Genomic DNA, 25,106 nt, shown 5'->3' with positions numbered 1-25,106 from the left:
ACAAATACGCTGCCTTACACTTTCATGTAACGGGCAAACTGATTGGCCTTTGTTTGGGCCAATTTTACGGAATTAAAAGGCGATCAGCCTTAGGGGATTGTAATGTCGAACTCGTCCAGTGGTGACAGCAAAAATACGCTCTATTGTTCTTTTTGTGGCAAAAGCCAACATGAAGTGCGCAAGCTCATCGCGGGACCGACCGTGTTCATCTGTGATGAATGCGTTGAACTGTGTATGGATATCATTCGTGAAGAAACCAAATCATCCGGTTTGAAAGCTTCCGAAGGTGTGCCGTCCCCCAAAGAAATTTCTGGGTTCCTAGATGATTATGTGATCGGTCAGACGACTGCCAAGCGCGTGCTGTCTGTTGCGGTCCACAACCACTACAAACGTCTTAATCACGCCAGCAGTGGTGCGGGCGATATCGAATTGTCCAAGTCCAACATCTTGCTGATGGGGCCAACTGGCTGTGGTAAAACACTGCTTGCTCAAACCCTTGCGCGTATTCTTGATGTGCCTTTCACGATGGCTGATGCGACAACTCTGACAGAAGCGGGCTATGTCGGTGAAGACGTTGAAAACATCATCCTCAAACTGCTTCAAGCCTCTGAGTATAATGTTGAGCGCGCGCAGCGCGGTATCGTTTACATTGATGAAGTCGACAAAATTACCCGTAAATCGGATAACCCGTCAATCACGCGCGATGTGTCGGGCGAGGGCGTTCAGCAAGCTTTGTTGAAAATCATGGAAGGCACTGTTGCCTCTGTTCCGCCTCAGGGTGGCCGCAAGCATCCACAGCAAGAATTTTTGCAAGTGGACACGACCAACATTTTGTTCATCTGTGGCGGCGCCTTTGCAGGGCTCGATCGCATCATCGCGCAGCGCGGCAAGGGCACATCCATTGGCTTTGGTGCTGATGTGAAAGAATCTGAAAACCTCGGCGCAGGTGAATTGCTAAGTGAGCTTGAGCCCGAAGATTTGCTGAAATTTGGTTTGATCCCAGAATTCGTGGGTCGTTTGCCGGTTCTTGCAACGCTGGAAGATCTAGATGAATCCGCTTTGATCACTATTTTGACGCAGCCTAAAAATGCTTTGGTCAAACAGTATCAGCGCTTGTTCGAGCTTGAGAAAACCAAGCTGACCTTCACAGAAGATTCGCTGTCCGCGATTGCCAAGCGTGCGATTGAACGCAAAACAGGTGCACGTGGTCTGCGGTCGATCTTGGAAGACATCTTGCTCGACACGATGTTTGATTTGCCTGGAATGGACAATGTCAGCGAAGTTGTGGTGAACGAGGAAGCGGTAAACACCGAAGCACAGCCTTTGATGATCTATTCAAAAGAAGACGTTAAAGAAGCTAGCGCAGGCTAAGTCTGGCTGGCGGCGTGATGTCGAAGACAAAGGCTCCAGTACAGATGTGCTGGGGCCTCTTTTTTCAGCACCGGCATGATGGACCAAAAGGCTATGCGTGATTTCGCTTCTCAGCCGTGCAAACGCTCCAATCCTCTGGACCTTGTCGCAACAATGGTTCATAGAATGAACAACGCAATTCGAAAGGCTTACCCATGGGCATCGTGAACTCAGTTCTCCGCGGGCTCGTCTGGTGGAAAGATCAGACGCTCGGCACGCAACTCTTCACATGGCGCAACGGCATCAAAGTTGGTGACGATGTGCAGGGCAATATCTATTACCGCAATAAAGATGACAGCAAACGCTGGGTGATCTTTAATGGTGAAGTTGAAGCTTCTCGTATCAGCCCTGATTGGCACGGTTGGCTGCATCAAACTTTTGATGAAGCCCCCGGCACAACGCCGCTTGTGCATAAAACCTGGGAAAAACCCCATCTTGAAAACCAGACTGGGACAGCTGCGGCCTATGCGCCTGCTGGATCCATTCGTCGCGCGCGTCCTGCGGATCGCCGCGATTATGAGGCATGGCAGCCAGAATAAATGTCTGAAAACACGACAGAGATTGCCGTCGGGGCTGGGGTTCTTGCGCTTGCGCTTGGGGTTCTTGTCTATGCAGGCCAAGTCACCGGATTTTCCACTGGCGCAGATGACCGCTACACGCTGACAGCGTCTTTTCGCTCTGCAGAGGGCGTATCCGTGGGAACAGATGTGCGGCTGGCCGGTGTCAAAGTGGGATCAATCTCTGATCTGACTTTGAACTATGATAATTTTCGCGCTGAAGCTGCTTTGTCTTTGGATGGTGATCTTATTCTTCCCGATGACACTGCGGCGATGATCGCCTCTGAAGGATTGCTTGGTGGCAATTTTATCGAGCTCGTGCCCGGCGGATCAGCTTTTAATTTTGAAGATGGTCAAGTGATCGCTGACACTCAAGGCTCGGTCAGTTTGATCAATCTGTTGTTGAAATTTGTCACCGCCAGCGGCGGTAGCGAATGATGCGCGCGGGCTTAACCTCTTTGGTTTTGGCGGTGTCGCTGGGCGCTCCGATCTGGGCGCAAGACAATGGTCTTGGCGACGACTTTCAAACTGGTGTTGATCAAATTTTAGTACAGCCTTTGGATGACAGCGGCATTGGCTTTGGTGGTGATGGTTTATCGTTGGAAGACCTGCAATCGTTCCCTGGGTCTGGTTTTCAACAAGAGCTGCGAGACATCACCACCGAAACGCAGGTGAAAGTGACCGCGGGCACAGGTGTGAACCTGCGTGCCCTTGATAAGCTGACAGGTGAGGTCCAAGACCTGACCATTGCGGTCGGGCAGCCTGCTGTCTTTGGTCGTATTTCAATTTATCTTGCGGACTGTCGTTACCCAGAGGATAACCCGTCAGGGGACGCCTATGCCTATTTGATGGTCCATGCGCAAGGTGTTGATGAACCAGTCTTTTCTGGCTGGATGGTGTCGTCTAGCCCTGCATTGAACGCGATGGATCACGCGCGTTACGATATTTGGCCACTGACCTGCAGCACGTCCTGAGGCGTGAGCGGGGCAGGTAAGGCTTCGATATCTGCGCGATGCTCAAGCGCCTGACCTAACAATCCATGATACTTTGCACGCGGTATTTCAATTGCCCCGAGTGATGCCAAATGCGGTGTGATGAATTGTGTGTCGAACAGTGTGAACCCTGTGGCACGCAATCGGGCGACCATATAGGCCAGTGCCACTTTCGACGCGTCCGTGCGGCGTGAGAACATGCTTTCGCCAAAGAAGGCCGTGCCAATGGTCAGGCCATAAACGCCCCCCACAAGCGCATCCTCTTCATACACTTCCAGAGAGTGGCAAAACTTCATGGCGTGCAATTGTCTGTACAGATCAAAAATAGTGTCGTTGATCCATGTCTCAGGGCGATCTGCGCAGCCTTCAACAATGGCATCAAAATCGGTGTTGAAACGGATCGAGAAGCGCTCAAGCCGAATGGTTTTCGCCAAGGATTTTGAAATGTGAAACCCGTCTAGTGGAAAGATGCCGCGATCTGTCGGATCAACCCAATACAGATCAGGGTCATCACGACTGTCAGACATCGGAAACACGCCATTGGTATAGGCGTTCAGCATCATTTGCGGTGTCAGGGTTACGTGGTCCATTTGGTATCTATGTTGAATTACGGGAAGAGGAATTGCAAAAGAAAAGGCCGCCCGAAGGCGACCTTATCACTGTCGGATCAAACCCTTAGCTTAGGTTTTTATCGAGCCATTTTTCCAGCCAATGGATGTTGTAATTGCCAGTCTGAATGTCTTCTTCTTGCAGTAGCATGTCAAACAGTGGGACTGTTGTGTCGACACCATCAACGATCAACTCGCCTAAAGCGCGATGCAGGCGGGCCAGTGCTTCGGGGCGATTGCGTCCATGCACGATGAGTTTACCGATCAAGCTGTCGTAATAGGGCGGGATCGAATAGCCGTCATACAATGCGCTGTCCATACGCACGCCAAGCCCACCTGGGGCATGGTACTGTGTGATCTTACCTGGGCAAGGCGAGAAGTTCGGCAGTTTTTCCGCGTTGATTCGCACTTCGATGGCATGGCCATTGAGCACCAAATCGTCTTGGGTGAAAGACAGTTTTTCACCAGAGGCCACGAGAATCTGTTCGCGCACAAGGTCTTGGCCAAAGATGGCTTCGGTTACAGGGTGTTCCACCTGCAAACGTGTGTTCATCTCGATAAAGAAGAACTCGCCGTCCTCATACAAAAACTCGACAGTGCCAGCGCCTTTGTAACCCATTTTGGCAATCGCATTGGCACAGATGCCGCCGATGTGAGCGCGTTCTTCTGGGGTAATGCTAGGGCCGGGGGCCTCTTCAAAGACCTTTTGGTGACGACGTTGCAAGGAACAATCGCGTTCGCCCAAGTGGACGCCACCACCTTGGCCATCACCAAAGACTTGCACCTCGATGTGACGTGGCTTTTGGAGATATTTCTCCATGTAAACTTCGTCATTACCAAAAGCGGCTTTGGATTCTGAACGGGCTGTGCGGAAAGATGTTTCCAGCTCGTCCTCGTTCAAGGCCACTTTCATGCCGCGACCACCGCCGCCAGCTGTGGCTTTGATGATGACAGGGTAACCCATCTCTGCGGCTGCTTTTTTCGCCGCCGCCACATCAGGCACCCCGCCGTCAGAGCCCGGCACAATGGGAATGCCCAAGACCTGCGCGGTTTCTTTGGCAGTGATCTTGTCGCCCATCTGGCGGATGTGTTCCGCAGAGGGGCCAATAAAGGTCAAGCCGTGGTCTTCGACGATTTGCACAAAGGCCGCGTTTTCAGACAGAAAACCGTAGCCAGGGTGGATCGCTTGCGCGCCTGTGATTTCGCAGGCCGCGATGATGGCAGGGAAGCTCAGGTATGAGTCCGTGGATGAATTGGGGCCAATGCACACAGCTTCGTCAGCCATGCGCACATGCATGGCATCAGCGTCAGCTGTCGAATGAACGGCAACGGATTTGATTCCCATTTCACGACAAGCACGGATCACGCGAAGCGCGATTTCGCCACGGTTGGCAATGAGGATTTTATCGAACATGTGGGCGCCCACCTATTCGATGATCATCAAAGGAGCACCAAATTCAACTGGCGTTCCGTCATCCACAAGCACACGTTTCACTGTGCCAGATTTTGGCGCAGGGATATGGTTCATGGTTTTCATAGCTTCGATGATCATCAAGGTTTGACCCTCAGTGACCTGATCGCCGATTTTGACGAAAGTTGCAGAACCCGGCTCGGCTGACAGGTAAGCGGTGCCAACCATTGGGGAGGGCACGGCATTTGGATCGTTAGATGGGTCCGCTGCCGCGGCAGGTGCTGCCGTTGCGGCAGCGGCAGCAGCAGGTGCGGCAGCTGCGATCGGAGCAGGGGCTGCGGCGACAGATTGGACAACTTGCTGCACTGGAAGCTGGCGGCTTACGCGGACATTCAAACTGTCGCTGTCGCCATATTCGCGCATCACTTCAAGTTCTGTGAGATCATTCGCTGTGAGCAATTCTGCCAGTGCTTGAATGAACTTTACATCGGAATCGTTTGTCTTTGTCATTGGTCCAACCCAGTTTCTGCCGCTTATGCCTATAAAAAAGGCAAGCGAAAATATTTTCTTTGTTTGCTTATACGGTACGGCGTCTTGGCTGAAAACCCAATAAAAGCAAAGGTATATGGCGCAATAAAGTCAATTTTAGTATTTATATTTAATTAATATCGCTATTTTTGTGTATTTATGATCAATGTCGACGGCCATCATCGGGGAGTTCTAAAATTTACCACTTGATAAAAAAAGCGGATATGGCACCTTGGATCGCATAGTCATATAGCGATGGAGCCAAAGATGCAAAGTAGGGAACGACACAGTGGTATTGTGGCAGGCAGGCTGGAACCGGATGCCTTAGTCGAAAATTTCACTGACCTTCACGAACCCTTGGCCGATCACGAGGCACAAGTCGCCGCCGACAGATGTTATTTTTGTTATGACGCGCCCTGTATGACGGCTTGCCCGACCTCTATTGATATCCCCATGTTCATTCGCCAAATCGTCACCGGCACGCCGAAAGCGGCGGCCAAAACGATTTTCGATCAGAACATCTTGGGCGGTATGTGCGCACGGGTTTGCCCCACTGAAACCTTGTGCGAAGAAGTGTGCGTGCGCGAAATTGCCGAAGGCAAGCCTGTCGAAATTGGCCGTTTGCAGCGCTACGCCACTGACACTCTGATGACGGAATCTGCACATCCTTATACGCGTGGTGAGGCGACTGGTAAAACGGTTGCAGTTGTCGGTGCTGGGCCTGCGGGGTTATCTGCGGCACATCGTTTGGCGATGCTGGGCCATGAAGTGACCTTGTTTGATGCCCGCGAAAAGCTTGGCGGCCTGAATGAATTTGGCATTGCGAGTTATAAATCCACTGAAGATTTCGCTCAAAAGGAAGTCGATTGGCTGTTGTCCATTGGGGGCATTCAGGTGCAATCGGGTCAAAAGCTTGGACAAGAGATCACGCTGGACGGGTTGAAAGCCGACTTTGATGCCGTGTTTTTATCCATTGGCCTTGGCGGTGTGAACAGTCTGCGTGCTGAGGGTGTCGACCTTGATGGCGTAGATGACGCGGTCGATTTTATCGCGAAACTGCGCCAATGCGATGATCTGTCGACATTGCCAATCGGACGTAATGTTGTGGTGATTGGTGGCGGCATGACCGCCGTTGATGCCGCTGTGCAAGCCAAACTATTGGGCGCGCAAAACGTGACGATGGCCTACCGACGCGGCAAAGACCGCATGGGAGCGTCTGTATTTGAGCAAGATTTGGCGACCTCTAAAGGCGTCACGATCTTGTATAATGCGCAGCCTTCTGCTGTTTTGGGCGAGGGGACGTGTTCTGAGGTTGTGTTCGAATACACGGCAGAGGTGGATGGATCGCTTAAAGGCACAGGTGAAATGATTCATGTCGCAGCCGATCAAGTGCTTGTGGCCATTGGGCAAACCCTGCTTGGTGCGCCTGAGGGGCTGACGATTGAAGGTGGCAAAATCGCTGTCGATGTCTTTGGCAAAACCACGGTAGAAAATGTCTGGGCTGGTGGCGATTGCGCCTCTGGTGGTGACGATTTGACAGTGACTGCCGTCGCCGAAGGGCGCGATGCGGCGATGGATATTCATGCAGTTTTGATGGGCGAGGGCTAAATCATGGCAGATCTAACAAGCGAATTTTGCGGCATTAAGTCCCCCAATCCATTTTGGTTGGCCTCCGCGCCGCCCACGGATAAAGAATATAACGTGCGCCGCGCCTTCGAGGCTGGCTGGGGCGGTGTTGTTTGGAAAACACTCGGCGAAGAAGGCCCGCCCGTGGTCAACGTCAACGGGCCGCGGTACGGCGCGATTTTTGGTGCGGATCGCCGCCTTTTGGGCCTGAACAACATCGAGTTGATCACGGATCGCCCGCTAGAGGTGAACCTTGCGGAAATGACCCGCGTGAAAAAAGATTACCCCGATCGCGCCTTGGTTGCCTCTGTTATGGTGCCGTGCGACGAGAAAAGCTGGAAAGACATCCTGCCGCGCATTGCAGAGACCGGTTGTGACGGCTTTGAGCTGAATTTCGGCTGTCCGCACGGTATGGCAGAACGCGGCATGGGGTCGGCTGTGGGACAAGTGCCCGAATATATCGAGATGGTGACGCGTTGGTGTAAAGAGGCCACAGGCCTGCCGATTATCGTCAAGCTGACGCCGAACATCAGCAATATTTTACTGCCAGCCGAAGCGGCCAAACGCGGTGGCGCGGACGCTGTGTCTTTGATCAATACGATCAATTCAATTGTCGGCGTGAACCTTGATAGCTTTAGCCCTGAGCCGATGATCGACGGCAAAGGCACCCATGGCGGCTATTGCGGTCCTGCTGTGAAACCGATTGCGATGAATATGGTTGCGGAAATCGCGCGCAATCCTGAAACCCGTGATTTGCCGATCTCTGGTATTGGTGGCGTGACCACTTGGCGTGACGCGGCCGAGTTTTTGGCGCTTGGTGCGGGCAATGTTCAGGTTTGTACGGCTGTGATGACCTATGGGTTTAAAGTTGTTGAGGAAATGATCTCTGGCTTGTCTGAATATTTGGACAGCAAGGGCATGACATCAGTCGCGGAACTCTCTGGAAAAGCGGTGCCGAATGTGACGGATTGGCAGTATTTGAACCTCAATCACGTGACCAAAGCTGTGATTGATCAAGATGAATGTATCTCATGTGGTCGGTGTTATGCGGCTTGTGAAGACACATCGCACCAAGCGATTTCAATGACGGCTGATCGTGTGTTCGAAGTGATGGATGACGAATGTGTTGCCTGTAATTTATGCGTGAATGTCTGCCCGATTGAAGGCTGCATCACCATGAAAACGCTGGAACCCGGTGATCTGGACGCGCGCACAGGCCAAACCGTGTCGTCAGAGTCCAGCGATTGGACCAAACATCCTAACAACCCGTCGTTCGTCGCAGCTGAGTAATACCTATAGCACAGGTGTGATCGCCGCACCAATTCTGATGCGGTTCATAATGATCCCCCGTACTTTCGAGTGCGGGGGTTTTGCATTTAAGTTACTGTCGTAAAATGATTTTGTTGATCTATGCAGGCCGTTCTAGCCTTGTTTTTGCATTTGAAATGCACAGAAATCCCATTGAATGTCCCAAATGGGAAACCGGCCCAGTTTAAGACAAATCCATAGTGCTTGATTTGCTATAGGGTGTCTGTGGTGTTGCCGCGCGCCCAGAATAGGCCGCTTCGCGATCCAAAACCTCAGTTTGAACATCGACTTGCGGGGCTTTGGGCACAAGATCTGTTGTCGCCGAGGCATCTGTCATTGGCACCTCATCGCGCAAATCACGTCGGGCCGTTGACGAAATCCGAATGCTGCCTTGTGATTCAGAAACGCCATTGGTCGTGTCCATCAGAGGGGCCGGTGCAATTGCTGCGGCGTCAGATATTTGGGCACGTTTGGCTTCGACACGCGCAATGACATTGCGCAGATCGCTTTCGACCTCAAGTAAACTGGCTTGGAAAGCCGGCGTCGGGCCTGTCAATGTATCGACATCCAAAGGCTGTTTTGGAGCGAGCGCATCACGCGGATCAGAAGGCGCATAGGCACCTGCATCTTCACGGGCCGATTGAGTTGTCTCGAAGCTGTCGCCATTCTGGCCAGGGAGATTGCGCCCTTTGTTAAATGTGGCCGAAATGTCATCCGCAATCGCGGCGACTTTCGGCACTGTTTGCCCTAGATTTTGAGGAGGAGACCTAAGTGAAACCCCGCCGCCACCGAAGGCTGACACGCCAAGTATATCGGACATGCTGAACTCCTTACCTTTGGAGCCCCCACCTACAAATGTATAAAGGGTTAAACTTGCCAAAGGGTTAACATCCACAGGTTTTTAAACGGATGGTTAATCTTTGGTAAGATCTAGGCGTCGGGTGCGAGCATTTGACGGAACATTCGGTTCAAAAAGACCCCTGCATCGTCAAAATGAGATGAGCCATCAGTTTCGATGATTTTGCGGACCTGCGCATCGAAATCGGCATAGTGCTGCGTGGTGGCCCAAATTGAAAAGATCAGATGATACGGGTCAACATTTGCGATACGTCCCGCTTGTGACCAGCCCTTGATGACCTGTGCTTTATCATCCACGAGGGCTTTCAATTCGCCTTCAATTTGATCAGCAATATTGGGGGCGCCTTGGACGATTTCATTGGCAAACAAACGGCTTTCGCGCGGATATTCGCGGGCCATATCGAGTTTGCGTAAAACATAGGCAAGGATTTCTTCCACCGGATCGCCATTGGCATCGAGTTTGTACAAAGGGTCGAGCCAATTGGTCATAAGTCGCTCAAGCAAGGCGCGATGTATCGAGACTTTTGAAGGGAAATAATACAGTAGGTTTGGCTTAGATAGGCCTGATTCAAGGGCGATTTGATCCAGTGTCGCGCCGCGAAAACCATGTCGTGAAAACACATCCAAGGCGGCTTCGAGTATAGTTTCGTGGTTCTTTTTTTGGATTCTCGTTCGCGGTATCTTGCTTGGCATAGGGTGCCGATTCCTTTTTACGCGTCTCGCCGTTTATAAAGGCTACAGCGTTGCTGAAAAAAACGCCATTCCCAAGGTGATTTTACCTGAAAAATGGAAAATTTTCTGGCAGCGTGGTTTTTAGGCGGGTGACTGTCCTTGACCCGTGTTGGCGCGCTGTTAACGTGGTCTTGACCATTTGGTCAAAGTGAGGCGTGCTGGCGATCGCAGGTGCAAAACGGCTATTGCCATGCAAGGCAGGCGCGCGCTTCTATTGAATGACAACGAGGTACACTATGGCTATGGACGGCTACACACGCCCAAATGATTTGTCGGCTTTCTGGATGCCGTTCACGTCGAACAGGCAGTTTAAAAAACAGCCCAGAATGTTCGTGTCCGCAGATCGTATGCATTATACGACAGATGACGGACGTCAGGTTTTGGATGGCACTGCAGGGTTGTGGTGTTGCAACGCGGGGCACAATCGTCCGAAAATTGTCGAAGCGGTGCAAAAACAGGTCTCCGAATTGGATTACGCGCCCGCATTTCAGATGGGTCATCCGAAAGCGTTTGAACTGGCAAGCAAATTGGTCGATATGGCGCCTGCGCCGTTTGAACATGCGTTTTTCACCAACTCTGGCTCTGAATCTGTTGAAACAGCTTTGAAGCTTGCCTTGGCCTATCATCGTGCAAAAGGGCAGGGCGAACGCACCCGTTTGATTGGCCGCGAACGTGGCTATCACGGGGTGAACTTCGGCGGGATTTCTGTCGGCGGTATCGTGACCAATCGCAAGATGTTTGGCACGCTTTTGGCTGGCGTCGACCACCTGCCGCACACCCATTTGCCGGATCAGAACGCCTTTACCAAAGGTCAGCCGGAACATGGCGCGCATTTGGCAGACGAGCTGGAACGCATCGTGACGCTGCATGGGGCCGAAACAATTGCCGCTGTGATTGTCGAACCGATGGCGGGGTCGACGGGTGTTCTATTGCCGCCCAAAGGCTATTTGCAACGCCTGCGCGAAATTTGTACGAAACATGGTATTTTACTTATTTTTGATGAGGTTATCACGGGTTTCGGACGTCTTGGATCAAGCTTTGCCGCTGAACATTACGGGGTTATGCCGGATATGATCACCACAGCCAAAGGGCTGACCAATGGTGTGATTCCAATGGGGGCGGTCTTGGCCACGGGCGACATTCATGACGCCTTTATGCAAGGCCCTGAACATATGATCGAATTGTTCCACGGCTATACATATTCGGGCAATCCGATGGCCGCCGCCGCAGGTCTTGCGACACTGGAAACCTATGCCGAAGAAGACCTGTTTGCCCGTGCCGCAGGGCTTGAGGGCTATTGGCAAGATGCTTTGCACAGCTTGAAAGGCCTGCCGCATGTGATCGATATTCGCGGCATGGGGCTGATCGGTGCGATTGAGCTTGCCCCCATCGCAGGCGAACCCACCAAGCGGGCGTTCAATGCGTTTTTGAAATGCTATGATAAAGGCGTTCTCGTACGCACTACGGGTGATATCATCGCCCTGTCACCGCCTTTGATCATTGAAAAAGAACACATCGACACATTGATCGGGACCATTGCCGATGTGCTCAAAACGCTAGACTAAAATCCTTGAGTGATCCCGCTCGGGGTCACTCAAACATCATGATCAAAAGCGCAGGTGCGCCGACCATGAGACCCGTGATGATTGCGATGGATGTTGTGAGACCTTTGAACATGATGTCCTCCATTGATTGTGTCACATTGAAGTAGAATGATCGACAGAACTGTCGAGAACAAAAACGCCGCAGTGAATTTGCGCGTTTCAAGACCAGAAATTGGAGAAAAAAGATGAACAGCTCAGTAGACAAAAGCAACATGCGGATCGACGGGGCGCGTCTTTGGGACTCTTTGATGGATATGGCCAAAGTCGGCCCCGGCATTGCAGGCGGCAACAACCGTCAGACATTGACCGATGAAGACGCCGCAGGGCGCGCTTTGTTCCAATCATGGTGCGAGGCCGCGGGCATGACCATGGGCGTCGATACGATGGGCAATATGTTCGCAACACGCGCTGGCACTGATCCCGATGCCTTGCCTGTTTACATGGGGTCGCATCTTGATACGCAGCCCACGGGGGGCAAATACGACGGGGTTCTTGGTGTGCTTGGCGCGCTTGAGGCCGTGCGCACGATGAATGATCTTGGCCTGAAAACCAAACATCCCATCGTGATTGCCAACTGGACCAACGAAGAAGGCACACGCTTTGCCCCTGCGATGCTGGCCTCTGGCGTGTTTGCGGGCAAGCACACGCAAGATTGGGCCTACGATCGTGTTGATGCTGAGGGCAAGAGTTTTGGCGATGAATTGAAACGCATCGGCTGGGTTGGCTCCGAACAGGTGGGGGCGCGAAAAATGCACGCCATGTTTGAGCTGCACATCGAACAAGGCCCTATTTTGGAAGCCGAAAAGAAAGACATTGGCGTGGTCACCCACGGGCAGGGGCTGCGCTGGATCGAATGTACGGTGACAGGCAAAGAAAGTCACACGGGGTCAACGCCCATGCCGATGCGCAAAAACGCAGGGCGCGGCTTGGCGCGGATCACCGAGCTGGTCCACGAGATCGCGATGAAACACCAGCCCAATGCAGTTGGCGCCATTGGCCATGTGGATGTTTACCCGAATTCGCGTAACATCATCCCCGGTAAAGTCGTATTTACCATCGATTTCCGCTCGCATTTGCAAGACGTGATCGATGCGATGCTGGAAGAATTCTATGACCGCGCGCCGAAGCTTTGCGACGAGATTGGCGTGACGCTTGAAACCGAAATTGTCGGCCAATTCAACCCGCCTGCCTTTGACGAGGCTTGTGTGACAGCCGTGCGCAACGCGGCCGAAACACTTGGTTATAGCCACATGGACATCGTCTCTGGCGCGGGGCATGATGCTTGTTGGATCAATGACTTATACCCGACATCGATGATTATGTGTCCTTGTGTGGATGGACTAAGCCATAACGAGGCCGAAGAGATCAGTCCTGAATGGGCCGCCGCTGGGGCTGATGTACTGCTGCATGCGGTTTTGGCCACGGCTCAAGTCGTCGAATAGGCATTGAATATCGAAAAAGCAGGCGCGCATATCACGACGCGCCGCATTTCAAAACGGGAGACTTAAGTATGACCAAAGTGATCAAAAACGGCACCATCGTTACCGCCGATCTGACCTATGAAGCTGATGTGAAAATCGACGGAGGCAAGATCATCGAGATCGGGCCAGATCTTTCGGGCGATGAGGTGATTGACGCCACAGGCTGTTACATCATGCCCGGCGGGATCGATCCGCACACGCATCTTGAAATGCCGTTTATGGGCACGCATTCGGCAGATGATTTCGCCTCTGGTACACGCGCGGCCCTTGCGGGTGGTACCACGATGGTGGTCGATTTTTGCCTGCCTGCACCAGGAGAAAGCCTGCTCGACGCTTTGAAGGTCTGGGACAATAAATCCGCTCAGGCGTCTTGTGATTATTCCTTCCACATGGCGATCACTTGGTGGGGTGAGCAAGTGTTTGAGGACATGAAAATCATCACCGAAGAAAAGGGCATTAACACGTTCAAACACTTCCTTGCCTATAAAGGCGCGTTGATGGTGAATGATGATGAACTTTACAGCTCGTTCAAACGCTGTGCCGAACTTGGGGCGACGCCGCTTGTACATGCGGAAAACGGCGATGTGATTGCCGAGTTGACCGCGCAATTGTTAGAGCAAGGCAATACAGGTCCCGAAGGCCACGCCTATTCGCGCCCGCCACAGGTTGAGGGCGAAGCGACAAACCGCGCGATTATGATCGCTGATATGGCGGGGGCGCCTTTGTATGTGGTTCACACCTCTTGCGAAGAATCTCACGAAGCCATTCGCCGTGCCAAAATGCAGGGCAAACGGGTCTGGGGCGAACCTTTGGTGCAGCATCTTGTCTTGGACGAGTCTGAATACTTCCACGAGGACTGGGACCACGCCGCCCGTCGCGTTATGTCACCACCGTTTCGCAACAAGCAGCACCAAGACAGCCTTTGGGCTGGTCTGGCGTCAGGCACATTGTCTTGCGTGGCGACAGATCACTGCGCCTTCACGACAGAGCAAAAACGCAATGGTATCGGCGATTTTTCGAAAATCCCCAATGGCACTGGCGGGCTGGAGGATCGCTTGCCGGTCTTGTGGACCAAGGGCGTCAATACTGGACGCATTACTATGAACGAATTTGTGGCGGTGACCTCGACGAATATCGCGAAAATCCTCAACTGTTATCCTAAAAAGGGCGCGGTTCTTGTTGGGGCTGATGCGGATTTGATCGTTTGGGATCCGAAGATCAGCAAAACGATTACTGCCGATGCGCAGGCCTCTGCCATTGACTACAATGTGTTTGAGGGCATCGAGGTCACAGGCCTGCCGCGCTATGTTTTGACCCGTGGCTATGTTGCCGTTGACAATGGTGAATTGAAAGCCGTCGAGGGGCACGGCGAATTCGTTGCGCGCGACGCCAATGCCACCGTGAACACCGCTTTGTCGAAATGGAAAGACCTCACAGCCCCGCGCCCAGTGGAGCGCACAGGTATTCCGGTGACGGGGGTATAAGATCGGCGGGGGCCAGAATAACGGCCCCCATCGCGACAGGGACAAATAATGGACCTAGCACAAAGCCAGGCCAGAAAGACCAGTTATGACTTCGCCAGTGATTGATGTGTCCGGTGTGGACCTTACCTTTCAAACCAACGATGGCCCGATCCATGCGCTCAAGGATGTGAACCTTGAGATCAACAAAGGGGATTTCGTGTCCTTTATTGGTCCGTCTGGCTGTGGAAAAACCACACTTTTGCGCTGTATCGCAGGGTTGGAAACGCCCACTGGCGGTGATTTGAAAGTGAATGGATTGTCGCCAGAAGACGCGCGAAAAGCGCGCTCTTATGGCTATGTGTTTCAGGCCGCGGGATTGTACCCTTGGCGCACAATTGGTGGAAATGTGAAACTTCCGCTCGAAATTATGGGGTTTTCTAAAGCTGAACAGGCTGAGCGTGTTCGAAAAGTGCTAGAGCTTGTGGACCTCGCTGGCTTTGAGAAAAAATACCCTTGGCAATTGTCCGGCGGTATGCAGCAGCGCGCATCGATCGCGCGGGCGCTGGCTTTCGATGCGGATATCTTGTTGATGGATGAGCCCTTCGGGGCGCTGGATGAGATCGTGCGCGATCATCTGAATGAACAGGTTTTAAAGCTCTGGGCGCGCACGGAAAAGACCATCGCCTTTGTGACGCATTCCATTCCCGAAGCCGTTTACCTGAGCACCAAAATCGTAGTCATGTCGCCGCGCCCTGGACGCATTACGGATATCATCGACAGTCCTTTGCCCAAAGATCGACCTTTGAACATTCGTGACAGCGCAGAGTTTATCCAAATTGCCCATCGTGTGCGTGATGGTTTGCGCGCGGGGCATGACGAATGATTCCGGGCAAGCCTTCAACTTTTACGTATTCGGTTTTGCCTGTGCTGACTGTCGTTGCCGTATTGGTGGTGGTTTGGTACGCGGCGGCGATCAAGATGAATTCCACATGGACTTATGATCAGGCCGCGCGTGCGGGCACAGAGCCGAGCTTTTCCGAAGTGGTCAAGGACACCATGCAGCAAGATCGGCCTCTGTTGCCTGTGCCGCATCAAGTGGCCGCAGAGCTTTGGGACACCACTGTTGAAAAGAAAATCACCTCAAAACGGTCGATGATCTATCAAGGGTCAATCACTTTAAAAACAACGCTTTGGGGCTTTGCCTTAGGCGTCGTGGTCGGCATCGCCATGGCGGCCTTGATCGTGCTCAGCCGTGTTGGGCGCCTCAGCCTGATGCCTTGGGCGATCATTTCGCAGACCATTCCGATTGTGGCTTTGGCGCCGATCATCGTCGTGTTGAGCAATGCTATTGGGGCAGGGTCGCTGCTTGTCCCCAAGGCGATCATTGCGGCCTATTTAAGCTTTTTCCCCGTGATGGTCAGTATGATCAAAGGGCTGACAAGTCCCGATCACATGCAGTTGGATTTGCTGCGCACCTACGGGGCAAAACGATCCGCGGTGTTTTGGAAACTGCGGGTTCCTGCGTCTATGCCCTACTTTTTTGCCTCGTTGAAAGTTAGCATAGCCGCCGCTTTTGTCGGGGCTGTGGTGGGCGAGTTGTCCACAAGTGCGATTTCTGGCCTTGGGGCACGCATGTTGATTGGGTCGCAATTTGGTGAGCCTATGATCATGTGGGCCGCATTGTTTGCCGCCGCTATATTGGCCGCAATCTTGATTTTCACCGTGGGAGCGATTGAAAAAATCCTGCGCCGCGCCATGGGAGGGCAGCCAGTATGACCCGTGTCGACACGAAGTTTGAACGTATCGCATACCCTGTAGGATTCGGCCTTTTGGTTTTGCTTTTGTGGGAAGTCGCGGTGATGGTCTTTGGCATATCACCAGCACTGTTGCCGCCGCCTTCTGCAATTGGGGCTGCTATTTTCGGATCTTTGCCGATCCTTTGGGGCGACTGGGTGCAAACGGTTGTCAAAGGTGCTTTGAACGGGCTTTGGATGGGCAGTTTCGCGGGTATTGCGGTGGCCTTGGTGATCGATCGATTTGCCTTTCTCAAGCGTGGTTTGTTGCCCGTGGCCAATTTCTTTGCCGCGCTGCCTATCGTTGGTTTGGCGCCCATCATGGTCATGTGGTTTGGCTTTGATTGGCATTCCAAGGCTGCTGTTGTGGCGATTATGGTGTTCTTTCCGATGTTGGTGAACACGCTTGGCGGTCTTGCCGATACCGATACGATGCAGCGAGATTTGATGCGCACCTATGCGGCGGGGCATGTCGCAACGCTTTTGAAATTGCGCCTGCCAGCGGCACTGCCTTTTGTGTTCAACGGTTTGAAAATTGCCGTCACATTGGCGTTGATTGGGGCGATTGTTGCTGAATATTTTGGCTCTCCGATCCGTGGAATGGGGTTTCGCATCACAACTGAGATGGGGCGCTTGGCAACGGACATGGTTTGGGCTGAAATCACCATATCGGCTTTGACGGGTACGGCGCTTTATGGGGTCGTGGCTTTAATTGAAAAGAGGGTGACCTTTTGGCATCCCTCACAACGCGGGTAACCGCTGACAAATTGCACGGGGAAAACCTCGGCAGTTCAACAACTTGGAGGTTGTATTATGAAGAATCTACTTTTGAGCGCGACAGCGCTGGCTGCAATGACAACAGGTGCGTTTGCCGCTGACGATGTGACGCTGCAATTGAAATGGGTCACCCAAGCGCAGTTCGCGGGCTATTATGTGGCGCTGGAAAAAGGTCTGTATGAAGCCGAAGATTTGAACGTCACGATCAAGCCTGGCGGCCCTGATGTGGCACCTGTGCAAGTGCTGCTTGGCGGCGGCGCTGATGTGATGGTTGACTGGATGCCATCTGCCTTGGCCGCGCGTGAAAATGGCGCGCCTGTGGTGAACATTGCGCAGCCTTTCAAATCCTCTGGTATGATGCTGACCTGCCTTAAAGAAAGCGGTATTGAAGGGCCGGAAGACTTTGCTGACAAAACGCTCGGCGTTTGGTTCTATGGCAATGAATATCCGTTCCTGAGCTGGATGGGCAAATTGGGTCTTGCCACCGATGGGTCTGAGGGCGGCGTGACCGTTCTCAAGCAGGGCTTCAACGTTGATCCATTGTTGCAAAAGCAAGCGGCCTGTATTTCCACTATGACCTATAACGAATACGGGCAGGTTCTGGATGCGGGTATTTCAGCCGACGACTTGATTACGTTTAAGTATGAAGATCAAGGCGTTGCGACGCTAGAAGACGGTCTTTACGTTTTGGAGGAGAGCCTGACAGATGAGGCGTTCAAAGACAAAATGGCACGTTTTGTCAAAGCCTCCATGGCGGGTTGGGCTTGGGCTTCTGGGAACCCAGAAGAGGCCGCAGAGATCGTACTTGAGTACGATGAGACAGGCGCACAATCTGAGGCACACCAAATCCGTATGATGGGTGAAGTGGCCAAGTTGATCGAGGGCTCTACAGGTGCGCTTGAAATGGCTGACTATGATCGTACTGTCGCGTCTTTGCTGTCTGGCGGGTCTGATCCTGTGATCACTATGGAGCCAACCGGCGCTTACACATCTGACATCACCGACATGATGATGATGAAGTAAGCACGCGGTACGTGCAATTGTCGAGGGGCCTCAAGCACTGCTTGGGGCCTTTTGCGTTTTGGCCTAGAGCAATTGAGCGGGGCTAAGTTGACGCGTCTGGGCGCCGCATCGTTGTTTGAACCGTGCAAGGTTATGAGCGCGTTTGGGATCTATGGTGCCTAGATCTAGGCGCGTCACGCCAAGCTTTTGCAAACGTTTGATCGCATTCCAAAGGATCAAGTTATGGGCATTGACTTGTCGCCCTTCAGGTCCATTGTGCCCCATGTGATAGCTGGCGGTATTACCATGCCGGATGAACAGCATTTGCGCGTCACTTGCGTTAAAAAGCAGTAAGGATTTGGGCGCAACATCTTGAATGGCCAGTGTGAATTCTGGCGGTAGTCCACGATACCGGCCATGGGATTGCCGGTCTTTTTCGGCTTGTAGCAGTGGCGCGAGCGCAACTGGCGTCGCTGTGATCTGGGCAACCTTCAATCGTGAGGCTTCGGCCTTTTTCAAAGCATTGCGCCATTTGGGGTGCTGGGCTGCACGCAGGTCATGCAGGTCAAGACTTAAGTCCAATTCGCAAATCTGTGGCTTGGAAGAGAGTGAAAAGCGTCGTAAGCGGGTGTCTGGAGACATCAATTTGAGCGAGGCGGTTTTTAACGTTGATCGCAAAGCGCGCAGCACGTCATTCGAGTGACCGCTTTGCAAGAATACAGGTCCGCGGCTGGTCAAAGAGACCTCAAACCCCATTATTTTGCGTTGCATGATTTGGGCGATGGCAACAGGTTCACCTTGATGCATGACGGCCAAGCGCAACACATCGCGCCCGATGCGTTGAACCGCATCACCGTAAAGCCAGCGTTGCTGGAAAGGGGCTTGCGCCAAATTTGCGAGTCCTTCCCAGTGCTTAGGGTCGGTGATGATCTGCGTTTCCATGGCGCCAGATTGCGCTTAAAGAGACAAATTTTGGGTTAATAAAACCTTTTGGTTGCGCAAATATGCAGATCATTGGTCTTAGTACCGTCCGTTACCTTATGAAAAAGACCGCACGCTCATAATTTTGAGTGCGCGGCCTTTCATCGTGTCAAGACGGGCTGTTTTAGGCGTTATGAATCGACCCGTTGATAAGATCCTCGACGACGGCGGGTTCGGCGAGGGTTGAGATGTCGCCCATTGTGCTGGTGTCGTTTTCAGCGATTTTGCGCAGGATTCGGCGCATGATTTTGCCGGATCTGGTTTTGGGCAGGCCCGGTGCCCATTGGATGAAGTCCGGTTTGGCGATGGGGCCGATTTCTGTGCGGACCCATGTTTCTAGCTCTTTTTTCAAGGCCTCGGATGGGGTTTGGTCGTTCATCAAAGTGACATAGGCGTAGATGCCTTGGCCTTTGATTTCATGGGGGAATCCGACAACTGCGGCTTCGGCGACGGCGGCGTGGGCCACCAGCGCGCTTTCCACTTCGGCGGTGCCCATGCGGTGGCCTGAGACGTTGATCACATCGTCAACGCGCCCCGTGATCCAGTAGTATCCATCGGCATCTCTGCGACAGCCATCGCCTGAGAAATAATAGCCTTTGTACTGTTGGAAATAGGTCTCTTGAAAGCGCTCGTGGTCGCCCCAAACGGTGCGCATTTGACCGGGCCATGAGTCCTTGAGACAGAGCACCCCTTCTGCCTCAACCGTGGTGATTTCCTCGCCTGTTGTGGCATCCAAAATCACCGGTTGCACGCCAAAGAACGGCAGGGTGGCCGATCCGGGTTTGGTGGCAATCGCTCCGGGCAGAGGCGCCAAAAGATGCCCGCCGGTTTCCGTTTGCCACCATGTGTCAACGATCGGCGCGCGGCCTTTGCCGACGACGTCATTGTACCAATTCCACGCTTCTGGATTGATCGGCTCGCCCACGGTGCCCAGCACTTTGATATCAGACAGATCGTATTTTTCGACGAAGGAATTGCCTTGTCCCATCAGCGCGCGCAGGGCTGTCGGCGCGGTGTAGAATTGGTTCACTTTGTGTTTTTCACATACGGCCCAGAACCGCCCCGCATCGGGGTATGTCGGCACGCCTTCGAACATCACGGTTGTGGCGCCATTGGCCAGCGGGCCGTAGACGATATAGCTGTGGCCCGTGACCCAGCCCACATCTGCGGTGCACCAAAACACATCGCCATCGTGGTAATCGAACACATATTTATGGGTCATCGCCGCATAGGCCAGATAGCCGCCGGACGTGTGCACCACGCCTTTGGGTTTGCCGGTCGAGCCGGATGTGTAGAGCACGAACAGCGGGTCTTCGGCATTCATCGGACGGGGCGGGCACTCAGGCGAAGCGTGCTGCATCAGGTATTTGACGTCCACATCGCGGCCATCGATCCAAGTGGTCTGATCGCCGGTGTGTTTGACCACCAAGCAGCGCACCTTGTCAGAGCAATGCAGCAGCGCCGCATCGGCGTTGGATTTAAGCGCTGTTTTGCGCCCGCCGCGCGGGGCTGTGTCGGCTGTGATCACAAGTTTTGCGCCGGAATCATTGATGCGATTGGCCAAAGCATCAGGGGAAAAACCAGCGAAAACAATAGAATGGATCGCGCCGATGCGCGCGCAAGCCAGCATGGCGTAAGCGGCCTCTGGGATCATCGGCAGGTAAATCACCACGCGATCTCCGCGCATCACGCCTTGGGACAAGAGCACATTGGCAAAGCGATTGACCTTATCCGACAGCTCTTTGTAGGTGATGTGCTGCGCCTCGGCATCGGGATCATCGGGTTCAAAAATGATCGCGGTTTGCAGCGCGCGGGTGGGCAAATGGCGGTCGATACAATTGGCCGAGACGTTCAAAACACCGTCGGCATACCATTTGATATCGACTTGGCCGAAGTTGAAATCGGTCTGTTTGACGGTCGTGTAGGGCTCGATCCAATCCAGGATTTTGCCCTGCTCCCCCCAAAACGCCTCAGGATCCGCCACAGAGGCCGCATACATCGCCTCATAGCCCGCGCGATCAACATGAGCAGACGCCGTAAATGCGGCATCAGGTGAATAAGTCTTCGTCGTCATGATCGTCCTCCCCAGAACATCGTTGGTGCGCACGGTGGCAGTGCGGATTGCCCTGCCGACCAAAATGTGGTGGGCAGGGCGTCACTTAAATCGCAAGGTATTCAGCGCGCAGGGCCTCGTTTTCGAGCACCTCTTTGGCTGAACCGTCAAAAACAACGGTCCCTGTGTCAAGAATGACCGCACGATCCGCAAGGTTCAAGGCGCGCACCGCATTTTGTTCGACCAAAATTGTGGTGATCCCCTGTGCTTTAATAATCCGAAGCGTTTTTTCGATTTCATCGACGATTACAGGGGCAAGACCTTCGTAAGGTTCATCCAGCAAAAGCACCTTGATATCGCGTGCCAAGGCACGGGCGATGGACAGCATCTGTTGTTCGCCGCCAGACAGGGTCACGCCCTCTTGTTTGCGCCGTTCGCGCAGGCGTGGGAACAACTCGTAAATGCGTTCAAGAGACCAACCAATCGGTTCGACAATTTGGGCCAATTGCAGGTTTTCTTCCACAGTGAGCCCCGGAATGATGCGCCGATCTTCGGGGACAAGACCAAGGCCTGCAATGGCGGCCTCATGCGCTTTCATCGTGTGCAGATGTTGATGATCGAGCCAGATTTCGCCATGGGTCACCATCGGATCATCAAGACGGGCAAGAGCACGCAAAGTCGAGGTTTTGCCAGCCCCATTGCGGCCCAAAAGGGCAAGGATTTCGCCCTCGTGAACGTTGAACGAGATGCCTTGCACGATGTAGCTTTCGCCGTAGTAAGCGTGCAGGTCCCAGACCGAAAAATACGCAGGGGCAGATTCGGCATGATTGGCGGCGATATTTGTGGCGGTGTTAAATTGTTTTTCAGCCATGATGCGCTCCTAAACTTCCTGCGTTTCGCCCAAATAGGCTTCTTTAACCTTTGGGTGGCCTTTGATGTTGTCCGGCGTGTCCTCGACCAGAGGGGTGCCTTGGGCCAGAACCGTGATGCGATCAGCAAGAGAAAACACCACATGCATATCGTGTTCGATGATCGCCATGGTGATATCGCGTTCTTCTTTGATCTGTTTGAGCAGATCGATGGTGTTGTTTGTATCAGCCCGCGCCATGCCCGCTGTTGGTTCATCGAGCAACAAAAGACGCGGGTCTTGCGCCAGACACATGGCCATCTCAAGGCGACGTTTGTCGCCGCGCGACAGGGACGAGCCTGTCATGTGACGCTTTTCGATCATATTGACATCGATCAGCATCTGTTCGGCCTTGTTCACGATATCTGGTTCTTGTTCGATGCTCTCATAAGCGTGCATACGAAAAGCGCCATCGCGTTTGGCAAAGCAGGGGATCAACACATTTTCCATCACCGTGAGATCGCCAAAGATCTCGGGGGTTTGAAAGACGCGGCTGATGCCCATCTGGTTGATTTCATGCGGCTTTCGTCCCAGAACGGATTTGCCATCAAATGTGACAGACCCTGTATCAGGGATGAGTTTGCCGACCAAACAGTTGAGCAAAGTCGATTTGCCAGCCCCGTTTGGACCGATGATGGCGTGGACTGTGTTCACTTGCACTGAAAGATTGACATCTCCCAAGGCTTGCAAACCACCGAACCGTTTTCCAACGCCTTTGACTTCAAGAATTCCCATATCTGATACCTCTTTAAACGACGTGCTTGGACGGTGGTGGGGTGTGCTCGGGGTCGGGGGCGTCCAATTTGTCTTTTGGTTTTTGCCCGCGTTTGGTTAGTTTTTTCAGGCGCTTGATGCCCTCGACCAAACCACCCGGCAAGAAGGTCACAACCAACATGAACGTCAGGCCCAAAGTGAGGTGCCAGCCTTCGCCTGTGAAGCGGGCAAAGACCCAAACCACGACTTCTTCCAGACCATCTGGCAACCAATGGAACCAAGAATGCAGAACGCTTTCGTTGATTTTGGAAAAGATGTTTTCGAGGTATTTGATCACACCTGCGCCCAAAACAGGGCCCATCAAGGTGCCCGCACCACCAAGGATCGTCATGATGACAACCTCGCCAGAGGCCGTCCAAAGCATACGGTCAGCGCCCGCCAAAGGGTCCATCGCCGCCAGCAAACCGCCAGCAAGGCCAGCATACATGCCAGAAATCACGAAGGCCGCCAAAGTGTAGGGCTTGGTGTTCAGACCCATGTAATTCATCCGCTGTTGGTTGGATTTCACAGCCCGCAGCATCATCCCGAACGGCGAACGGAACAGGCGAATGGCGATGTAGAACGCGATGCTCGCTATGATCGCACAAAAGTAAAAGCCGACGTTAAAGGTGAACACACGGTTCAGGGCCTCAAGCTTATAAGAGCTGTTCATCGCCAAGCCAAAGATATTGGTCACAGGCAGCGATGTGCTTTCGGTTGCCCCATCCAAGATACGCGGATCACTTAAAGACAGTTGCAAACCTGTTTCGCCATTGGTGATGGGCGTCAGCACGGAATAGGCCATTTTGTAGCACATTTGCGCGAAGGCCAGCGTCAGGATCGAAAAGTAAATACCGGAGCGGCGCAAGGAAATGTAGCCGATGATCACAGCCAACAGACCAGAGACGATCATCGACAACAAAATGGCAGGGATCACATTCATGGTCAGCAGTTTGAACATCCACACAGCCGCGTAAGATCCCATGCCCAAAAAGGCCGCGTGACCGAAAGATAGATAGCCTGTGAGGCCAAACAGGATGTTGAATCCAACGGCAAAGATGCCAAAGATCGCAACTTTTTGCATCAAGTCAGGGTAGCCGCCGTTGAATTGGTCAAGGCCAGAATCTGCCGCAAATGGTTGCATCAAGAAGGGGGTAAACAAAGTCAGCAAGATGACAATCAGCAAGAACTTTGAGTCAGTTTTGTTTAATCCAAGCATGGTTTACTCCTCCATCACGCCGCGTTTGCCCATCAAACCGCGGGGGCGGGTCAATAGAATGATGATGGCGACGACGTAGATCACGATTTGGTCGATGCCGGGTAAGATGGATTTCACTTCGTTCATGGAGGCAAAACTCTCAAGGATGCCAAGCAAGAACCCTGCCGCGACAGCGCCGGGCAATGACCCCATGCCGCCGACAACCACAACCACAAAGGACAGCACCAAAAAGTCCATGCCCATGTGATAGTTTGGCGACAAAATAGGCGCGTACATAACGCCCGCCATGCCCGCGACAGCCGCCGCCAAGCCGAACATGATGGTAAACCGACGGTCGATATCGATGCCAAGCAAACCAACGGTTTCGCGGTCTGCCATACCTGCACGCACAACCATCCCGAAGGTGGTGAAGCGCAGGAATGAAAACACAGCCCCGATCACAACCGCAGCAAACAAGAAATAAACCATGCGCCAGTAGGGATAGATGATGGCGTTGGGATCAAATCCAAACATCACGCCGAAATCGAATGAGCCCTTGAAGACCTCAGGGGCAGGGGTCGAAATTGGGTTCGCGCCGTAGAAGTATTTGATCACCTCTTGTAAAACGATGGCCAACCCAAAGGTCACAAGGATCTGATCGGCATGGGGGCGTTTGTAGAAATGCTTGATCAGCCCGCGCTCCATGATGAACCCAACGGCAATCATAACCGGAATTGAAAAAATGATCGCAAGCGGCACTGCCCAGTCGATCATCGCGCTGCCAAACTCAGGCCCAAACCACGCCTCGACATAGGGAGTTTTGATGGTGGCAGGGTTGCCAAGAAAGTCGGTCTTTGTCGGATCAACCGTTTCAAACGAGAGCGACAAAAGACGTGACAGTGTCACCGCACAAAAAGCGCCGATCATAAAGATCGCGCCATGCGCAAAGTTGACCACGCCAAGCGTGCCAAAAATAAGTGTAAGCCCAAGCGCAATCAGCGCATAGGCCGAGCCTTTATCAAGCCCGTTTAGGATCTGCAGTAGGATGGCGTCCATCGTCCCCA

At 53.0% G+C, this 25,106-nt stretch carries 24 protein-coding genes; 13 read left to right on the top strand and 11 right to left on the bottom strand.

The window, feature by feature from the left end; all coding sequences use genetic code 11:
* Window positions 1-102: 102 nt before the first annotated feature.
* From clpX to KO497_RS09500, 4 genes are all read left to right on the top strand, one after another.
* Window positions 103-1,371: an ATP-dependent Clp protease ATP-binding subunit ClpX gene (gene clpX / locus KO497_RS09515; RefSeq protein ID WP_215943733.1), complete on the top strand. Its 1,269-nt coding sequence runs from the start codon at window positions 103-105 to the stop codon at window positions 1,369-1,371.
* Window positions 1,372-1,565: 194 nt separating this feature from the next.
* Window positions 1,566-1,949: an NADH:ubiquinone oxidoreductase subunit NDUFA12 gene (locus tag KO497_RS09510; protein ID WP_215943732.1), complete on the top strand. Its 384-nt coding sequence runs from the start codon at window positions 1,566-1,568 to the stop codon at window positions 1,947-1,949.
* Window positions 1,950-2,405, top strand: a complete 456-nt coding sequence (mlaD, locus tag KO497_RS09505) for an outer membrane lipid asymmetry maintenance protein MlaD (RefSeq protein WP_215943731.1) — start codon at window positions 1,950-1,952, stop codon at window positions 2,403-2,405.
* Entirely contained in the window at window positions 2,402-2,941 is a 540-nt protein-coding gene (locus tag KO497_RS09500; RefSeq protein WP_252729597.1) for a DUF2155 domain-containing protein, read from the top strand. The genes mlaD and KO497_RS09500 overlap by 4 nt, the downstream gene beginning before the upstream one ends.
* Here KO497_RS09500 and aat read toward each other — a convergent pair.
* The 3 genes from aat to accB all read right to left on the bottom strand — a co-directional run bounded on the left by aat (window position 2,905) and on the right by accB (window position 5,488).
* The gene (gene aat, locus KO497_RS09495) at window positions 2,905-3,549 is read right to left on the bottom strand and encodes a leucyl/phenylalanyl-tRNA--protein transferase (RefSeq protein ID WP_215943730.1); all 645 of its coding nucleotides are present in this window, start codon (window positions 3,547-3,549) and stop codon (window positions 2,905-2,907) included. The genes KO497_RS09500 and aat overlap by 37 nt on opposite strands.
* An 85-nt stretch (window positions 3,550-3,634) precedes the next feature.
* Window positions 3,635-4,981: an acetyl-CoA carboxylase biotin carboxylase subunit gene (gene accC, locus KO497_RS09490; protein ID WP_215943729.1), complete on the bottom strand. Its 1,347-nt coding sequence runs from the start codon at window positions 4,979-4,981 to the stop codon at window positions 3,635-3,637.
* Window positions 4,982-4,993: 12 nt separating this feature from the next.
* Window positions 4,994-5,488: an acetyl-CoA carboxylase biotin carboxyl carrier protein gene (accB, locus tag KO497_RS09485; RefSeq protein WP_215943728.1), complete on the bottom strand. Its 495-nt coding sequence runs from the start codon at window positions 5,486-5,488 to the stop codon at window positions 4,994-4,996.
* A gap of 285 nt (window positions 5,489-5,773) precedes the next feature.
* Here accB and KO497_RS09480 point away from each other — a divergent pair, with 285 nt between their 5' ends.
* Window positions 5,774-7,114, top strand: a complete 1,341-nt coding sequence (locus KO497_RS09480) for an NAD(P)-dependent oxidoreductase (RefSeq protein WP_215943727.1) — start codon at window positions 5,774-5,776, stop codon at window positions 7,112-7,114.
* A gap of 3 nt (window positions 7,115-7,117) precedes the next feature.
* Complete coding sequence (gene preA, locus KO497_RS09475) at window positions 7,118-8,422, top strand: NAD-dependent dihydropyrimidine dehydrogenase subunit PreA (protein ID WP_215943726.1); 1,305 nt, start codon at window positions 7,118-7,120, stop codon at window positions 8,420-8,422.
* Between the two features lie 202 nt (window positions 8,423-8,624).
* Here the strand turns inward: preA and KO497_RS09470 are convergent, their stop codons facing one another.
* Window positions 8,625-9,260 (bottom strand): hypothetical protein, encoded by a 636-nt coding sequence (locus KO497_RS09470; RefSeq protein ID WP_215943725.1) that lies wholly within the window; start codon window positions 9,258-9,260, stop codon window positions 8,625-8,627.
* A 110-nt stretch (window positions 9,261-9,370) separates the two neighbouring features.
* Window positions 9,371-9,991: a TetR family transcriptional regulator C-terminal domain-containing protein gene (locus KO497_RS09465; RefSeq protein WP_215943724.1), complete on the bottom strand. Its 621-nt coding sequence runs from the start codon at window positions 9,989-9,991 to the stop codon at window positions 9,371-9,373.
* Window positions 9,992-10,266: 275 nt separating this feature from the next.
* On the opposite strand from KO497_RS09465, the gene KO497_RS09460 reads away from it, so the two are divergent.
* The 7 genes from KO497_RS09460 to KO497_RS09430 all read left to right on the top strand — a co-directional run bounded on the left by KO497_RS09460 (window position 10,267) and on the right by KO497_RS09430 (window position 18,171).
* The gene (locus tag KO497_RS09460) at window positions 10,267-11,595 is read left to right on the top strand and encodes an aspartate aminotransferase family protein (protein WP_215943723.1); all 1,329 of its coding nucleotides are present in this window, start codon (window positions 10,267-10,269) and stop codon (window positions 11,593-11,595) included.
* A 224-nt stretch (window positions 11,596-11,819) separates the two neighbouring features.
* Window positions 11,820-13,076, top strand: coding sequence for a Zn-dependent hydrolase (locus KO497_RS09455; protein WP_215943722.1), 1,257 nt, complete (start codon window positions 11,820-11,822; stop codon window positions 13,074-13,076).
* Between the two features lie 68 nt (window positions 13,077-13,144).
* Entirely contained in the window at window positions 13,145-14,599 is a 1,455-nt protein-coding gene (gene hydA / locus KO497_RS09450; protein ID WP_215943721.1) for a dihydropyrimidinase, read from the top strand.
* Window positions 14,600-14,684: 85 nt separating this feature from the next.
* Window positions 14,685-15,461, top strand: coding sequence for an ABC transporter ATP-binding protein (locus tag KO497_RS09445; RefSeq protein WP_215943720.1), 777 nt, complete (start codon window positions 14,685-14,687; stop codon window positions 15,459-15,461).
* A complete protein-coding gene (locus KO497_RS09440; protein WP_215943719.1) occupies window positions 15,458-16,354 on the top strand; it encodes an ABC transporter permease in 897 nt (298 codons plus the stop codon). Before KO497_RS09445 ends, KO497_RS09440 begins: the two co-directional genes overlap by 4 nt.
* On the top strand, window positions 16,351-17,127 hold the full coding sequence (locus KO497_RS09435) for an ABC transporter permease (protein WP_215943718.1): 777 nt from the start codon (window positions 16,351-16,353) through the stop codon (window positions 17,125-17,127). Before KO497_RS09440 ends, KO497_RS09435 begins: the two co-directional genes overlap by 4 nt.
* A 57-nt stretch (window positions 17,128-17,184) precedes the next feature.
* A complete protein-coding gene (locus KO497_RS09430; RefSeq protein WP_215943717.1) occupies window positions 17,185-18,171 on the top strand; it encodes an ABC transporter substrate-binding protein in 987 nt (328 codons plus the stop codon).
* A 63-nt stretch (window positions 18,172-18,234) separates the two neighbouring features.
* Here KO497_RS09430 and KO497_RS09425 read toward each other — a convergent pair whose 3' ends face one another.
* From KO497_RS09425 to KO497_RS09400, 6 genes are all read right to left on the bottom strand, one after another.
* Window positions 18,235-19,041: a GNAT family N-acetyltransferase gene (locus KO497_RS09425; RefSeq protein WP_215943716.1), complete on the bottom strand. Its 807-nt coding sequence runs from the start codon at window positions 19,039-19,041 to the stop codon at window positions 18,235-18,237.
* 214 nt (window positions 19,042-19,255) lie between these two features.
* Window positions 19,256-21,205, bottom strand: coding sequence for an acetate--CoA ligase (gene acs / locus KO497_RS09420; protein WP_215943715.1), 1,950 nt, complete (start codon window positions 21,203-21,205; stop codon window positions 19,256-19,258).
* Between the two features lie 85 nt (window positions 21,206-21,290).
* Window positions 21,291-22,055, bottom strand: a complete 765-nt coding sequence (locus KO497_RS09415) for an ABC transporter ATP-binding protein (protein WP_215943714.1) — start codon at window positions 22,053-22,055, stop codon at window positions 21,291-21,293.
* 9 nt (window positions 22,056-22,064) lie between these two features.
* Complete coding sequence (locus tag KO497_RS09410; RefSeq protein WP_215943713.1) at window positions 22,065-22,826, bottom strand: ABC transporter ATP-binding protein; 762 nt, start codon at window positions 22,824-22,826, stop codon at window positions 22,065-22,067.
* 13 nt (window positions 22,827-22,839) lie between these two features.
* Entirely contained in the window at window positions 22,840-24,063 is a 1,224-nt protein-coding gene (locus KO497_RS09405) for a branched-chain amino acid ABC transporter permease (protein WP_215943712.1), read from the bottom strand.
* A gap of 3 nt (window positions 24,064-24,066) precedes the next feature.
* Window positions 24,067-25,098, bottom strand: a complete 1,032-nt coding sequence (locus tag KO497_RS09400) for a branched-chain amino acid ABC transporter permease (RefSeq protein WP_215943711.1) — start codon at window positions 25,096-25,098, stop codon at window positions 24,067-24,069.
* Window positions 25,099-25,106: the final 8 nt, after the last annotated feature.

The sequence above is a fragment of the Pacificibacter marinus genome, assembly GCF_018860665.1.
In the GTDB taxonomy this organism is placed as follows: Bacteria; Pseudomonadota; Alphaproteobacteria; order Rhodobacterales; family Rhodobacteraceae; genus Celeribacter; species Celeribacter marinus_A.
The sequence above is the reverse complement of the archived record's forward strand: the minus strand, read 5'-3'. Positions and strand labels throughout refer to the sequence as shown.

What these genes read in the sequence shown, in the direction of transcription:
- clpX (WP_215943733.1), top strand. Translation starts at nt 103, where the DNA reads ATGTCGAACTCGTCCAGTGGTGACAGCAAAAATACGCTCTATTGTTCT.
- KO497_RS09510 (WP_215943732.1), top strand. Translation starts at nt 1,566, where the DNA reads ATGGGCATCGTGAACTCAGTTCTCCGCGGGCTCGTCTGGTGGAAAGAT.
- mlaD (WP_215943731.1), top strand. Translation starts at nt 1,950, where the DNA reads ATGTCTGAAAACACGACAGAGATTGCCGTCGGGGCTGGGGTTCTTGCG.
- KO497_RS09500 (WP_252729597.1), top strand. Translation starts at nt 2,402, where the DNA reads ATGATGCGCGCGGGCTTAACCTCTTTGGTTTTGGCGGTGTCGCTGGGC.
- aat (WP_215943730.1), bottom strand. Translation starts at nt 3,549, where the DNA reads ATGGACCACGTAACCCTGACACCGCAAATGATGCTGAACGCCTATACC.
- accC (WP_215943729.1), bottom strand. Translation starts at nt 4,981, where the DNA reads ATGTTCGATAAAATCCTCATTGCCAACCGTGGCGAAATCGCGCTTCGC.
- accB (WP_215943728.1), bottom strand. Translation starts at nt 5,488, where the DNA reads ATGACAAAGACAAACGATTCCGATGTAAAGTTCATTCAAGCACTGGCA.
- KO497_RS09480 (WP_215943727.1), top strand. Translation starts at nt 5,774, where the DNA reads ATGCAAAGTAGGGAACGACACAGTGGTATTGTGGCAGGCAGGCTGGAA.
- preA (WP_215943726.1), top strand. Translation starts at nt 7,118, where the DNA reads ATGGCAGATCTAACAAGCGAATTTTGCGGCATTAAGTCCCCCAATCCA.
- KO497_RS09470 (WP_215943725.1), bottom strand. Translation starts at nt 9,260, where the DNA reads ATGTCCGATATACTTGGCGTGTCAGCCTTCGGTGGCGGCGGGGTTTCA.
- KO497_RS09465 (WP_215943724.1), bottom strand. Translation starts at nt 9,991, where the DNA reads ATGCCAAGCAAGATACCGCGAACGAGAATCCAAAAAAAGAACCACGAA.
- KO497_RS09460 (WP_215943723.1), top strand. Translation starts at nt 10,267, where the DNA reads ATGGCTATGGACGGCTACACACGCCCAAATGATTTGTCGGCTTTCTGG.
- KO497_RS09455 (WP_215943722.1), top strand. Translation starts at nt 11,820, where the DNA reads ATGAACAGCTCAGTAGACAAAAGCAACATGCGGATCGACGGGGCGCGT.
- hydA (WP_215943721.1), top strand. Translation starts at nt 13,145, where the DNA reads ATGACCAAAGTGATCAAAAACGGCACCATCGTTACCGCCGATCTGACC.
- KO497_RS09445 (WP_215943720.1), top strand. Translation starts at nt 14,685, where the DNA reads ATGACTTCGCCAGTGATTGATGTGTCCGGTGTGGACCTTACCTTTCAA.
- KO497_RS09440 (WP_215943719.1), top strand. Translation starts at nt 15,458, where the DNA reads ATGATTCCGGGCAAGCCTTCAACTTTTACGTATTCGGTTTTGCCTGTG.
- KO497_RS09435 (WP_215943718.1), top strand. Translation starts at nt 16,351, where the DNA reads ATGACCCGTGTCGACACGAAGTTTGAACGTATCGCATACCCTGTAGGA.
- KO497_RS09430 (WP_215943717.1), top strand. Translation starts at nt 17,185, where the DNA reads ATGAAGAATCTACTTTTGAGCGCGACAGCGCTGGCTGCAATGACAACA.
- acs (WP_215943715.1), bottom strand. Translation starts at nt 21,205, where the DNA reads ATGACGACGAAGACTTATTCACCTGATGCCGCATTTACGGCGTCTGCT.
- KO497_RS09415 (WP_215943714.1), bottom strand. Translation starts at nt 22,055, where the DNA reads ATGGCTGAAAAACAATTTAACACCGCCACAAATATCGCCGCCAATCAT.
- KO497_RS09410 (WP_215943713.1), bottom strand. Translation starts at nt 22,826, where the DNA reads ATGGGAATTCTTGAAGTCAAAGGCGTTGGAAAACGGTTCGGTGGTTTG.
- KO497_RS09405 (WP_215943712.1), bottom strand. Translation starts at nt 24,063, where the DNA reads ATGCTTGGATTAAACAAAACTGACTCAAAGTTCTTGCTGATTGTCATC.
- KO497_RS09400 (WP_215943711.1), bottom strand. Translation starts at nt 25,098, where the DNA reads ATGGACGCCATCCTACTGCAGATCCTAAACGGGCTTGATAAAGGCTCG.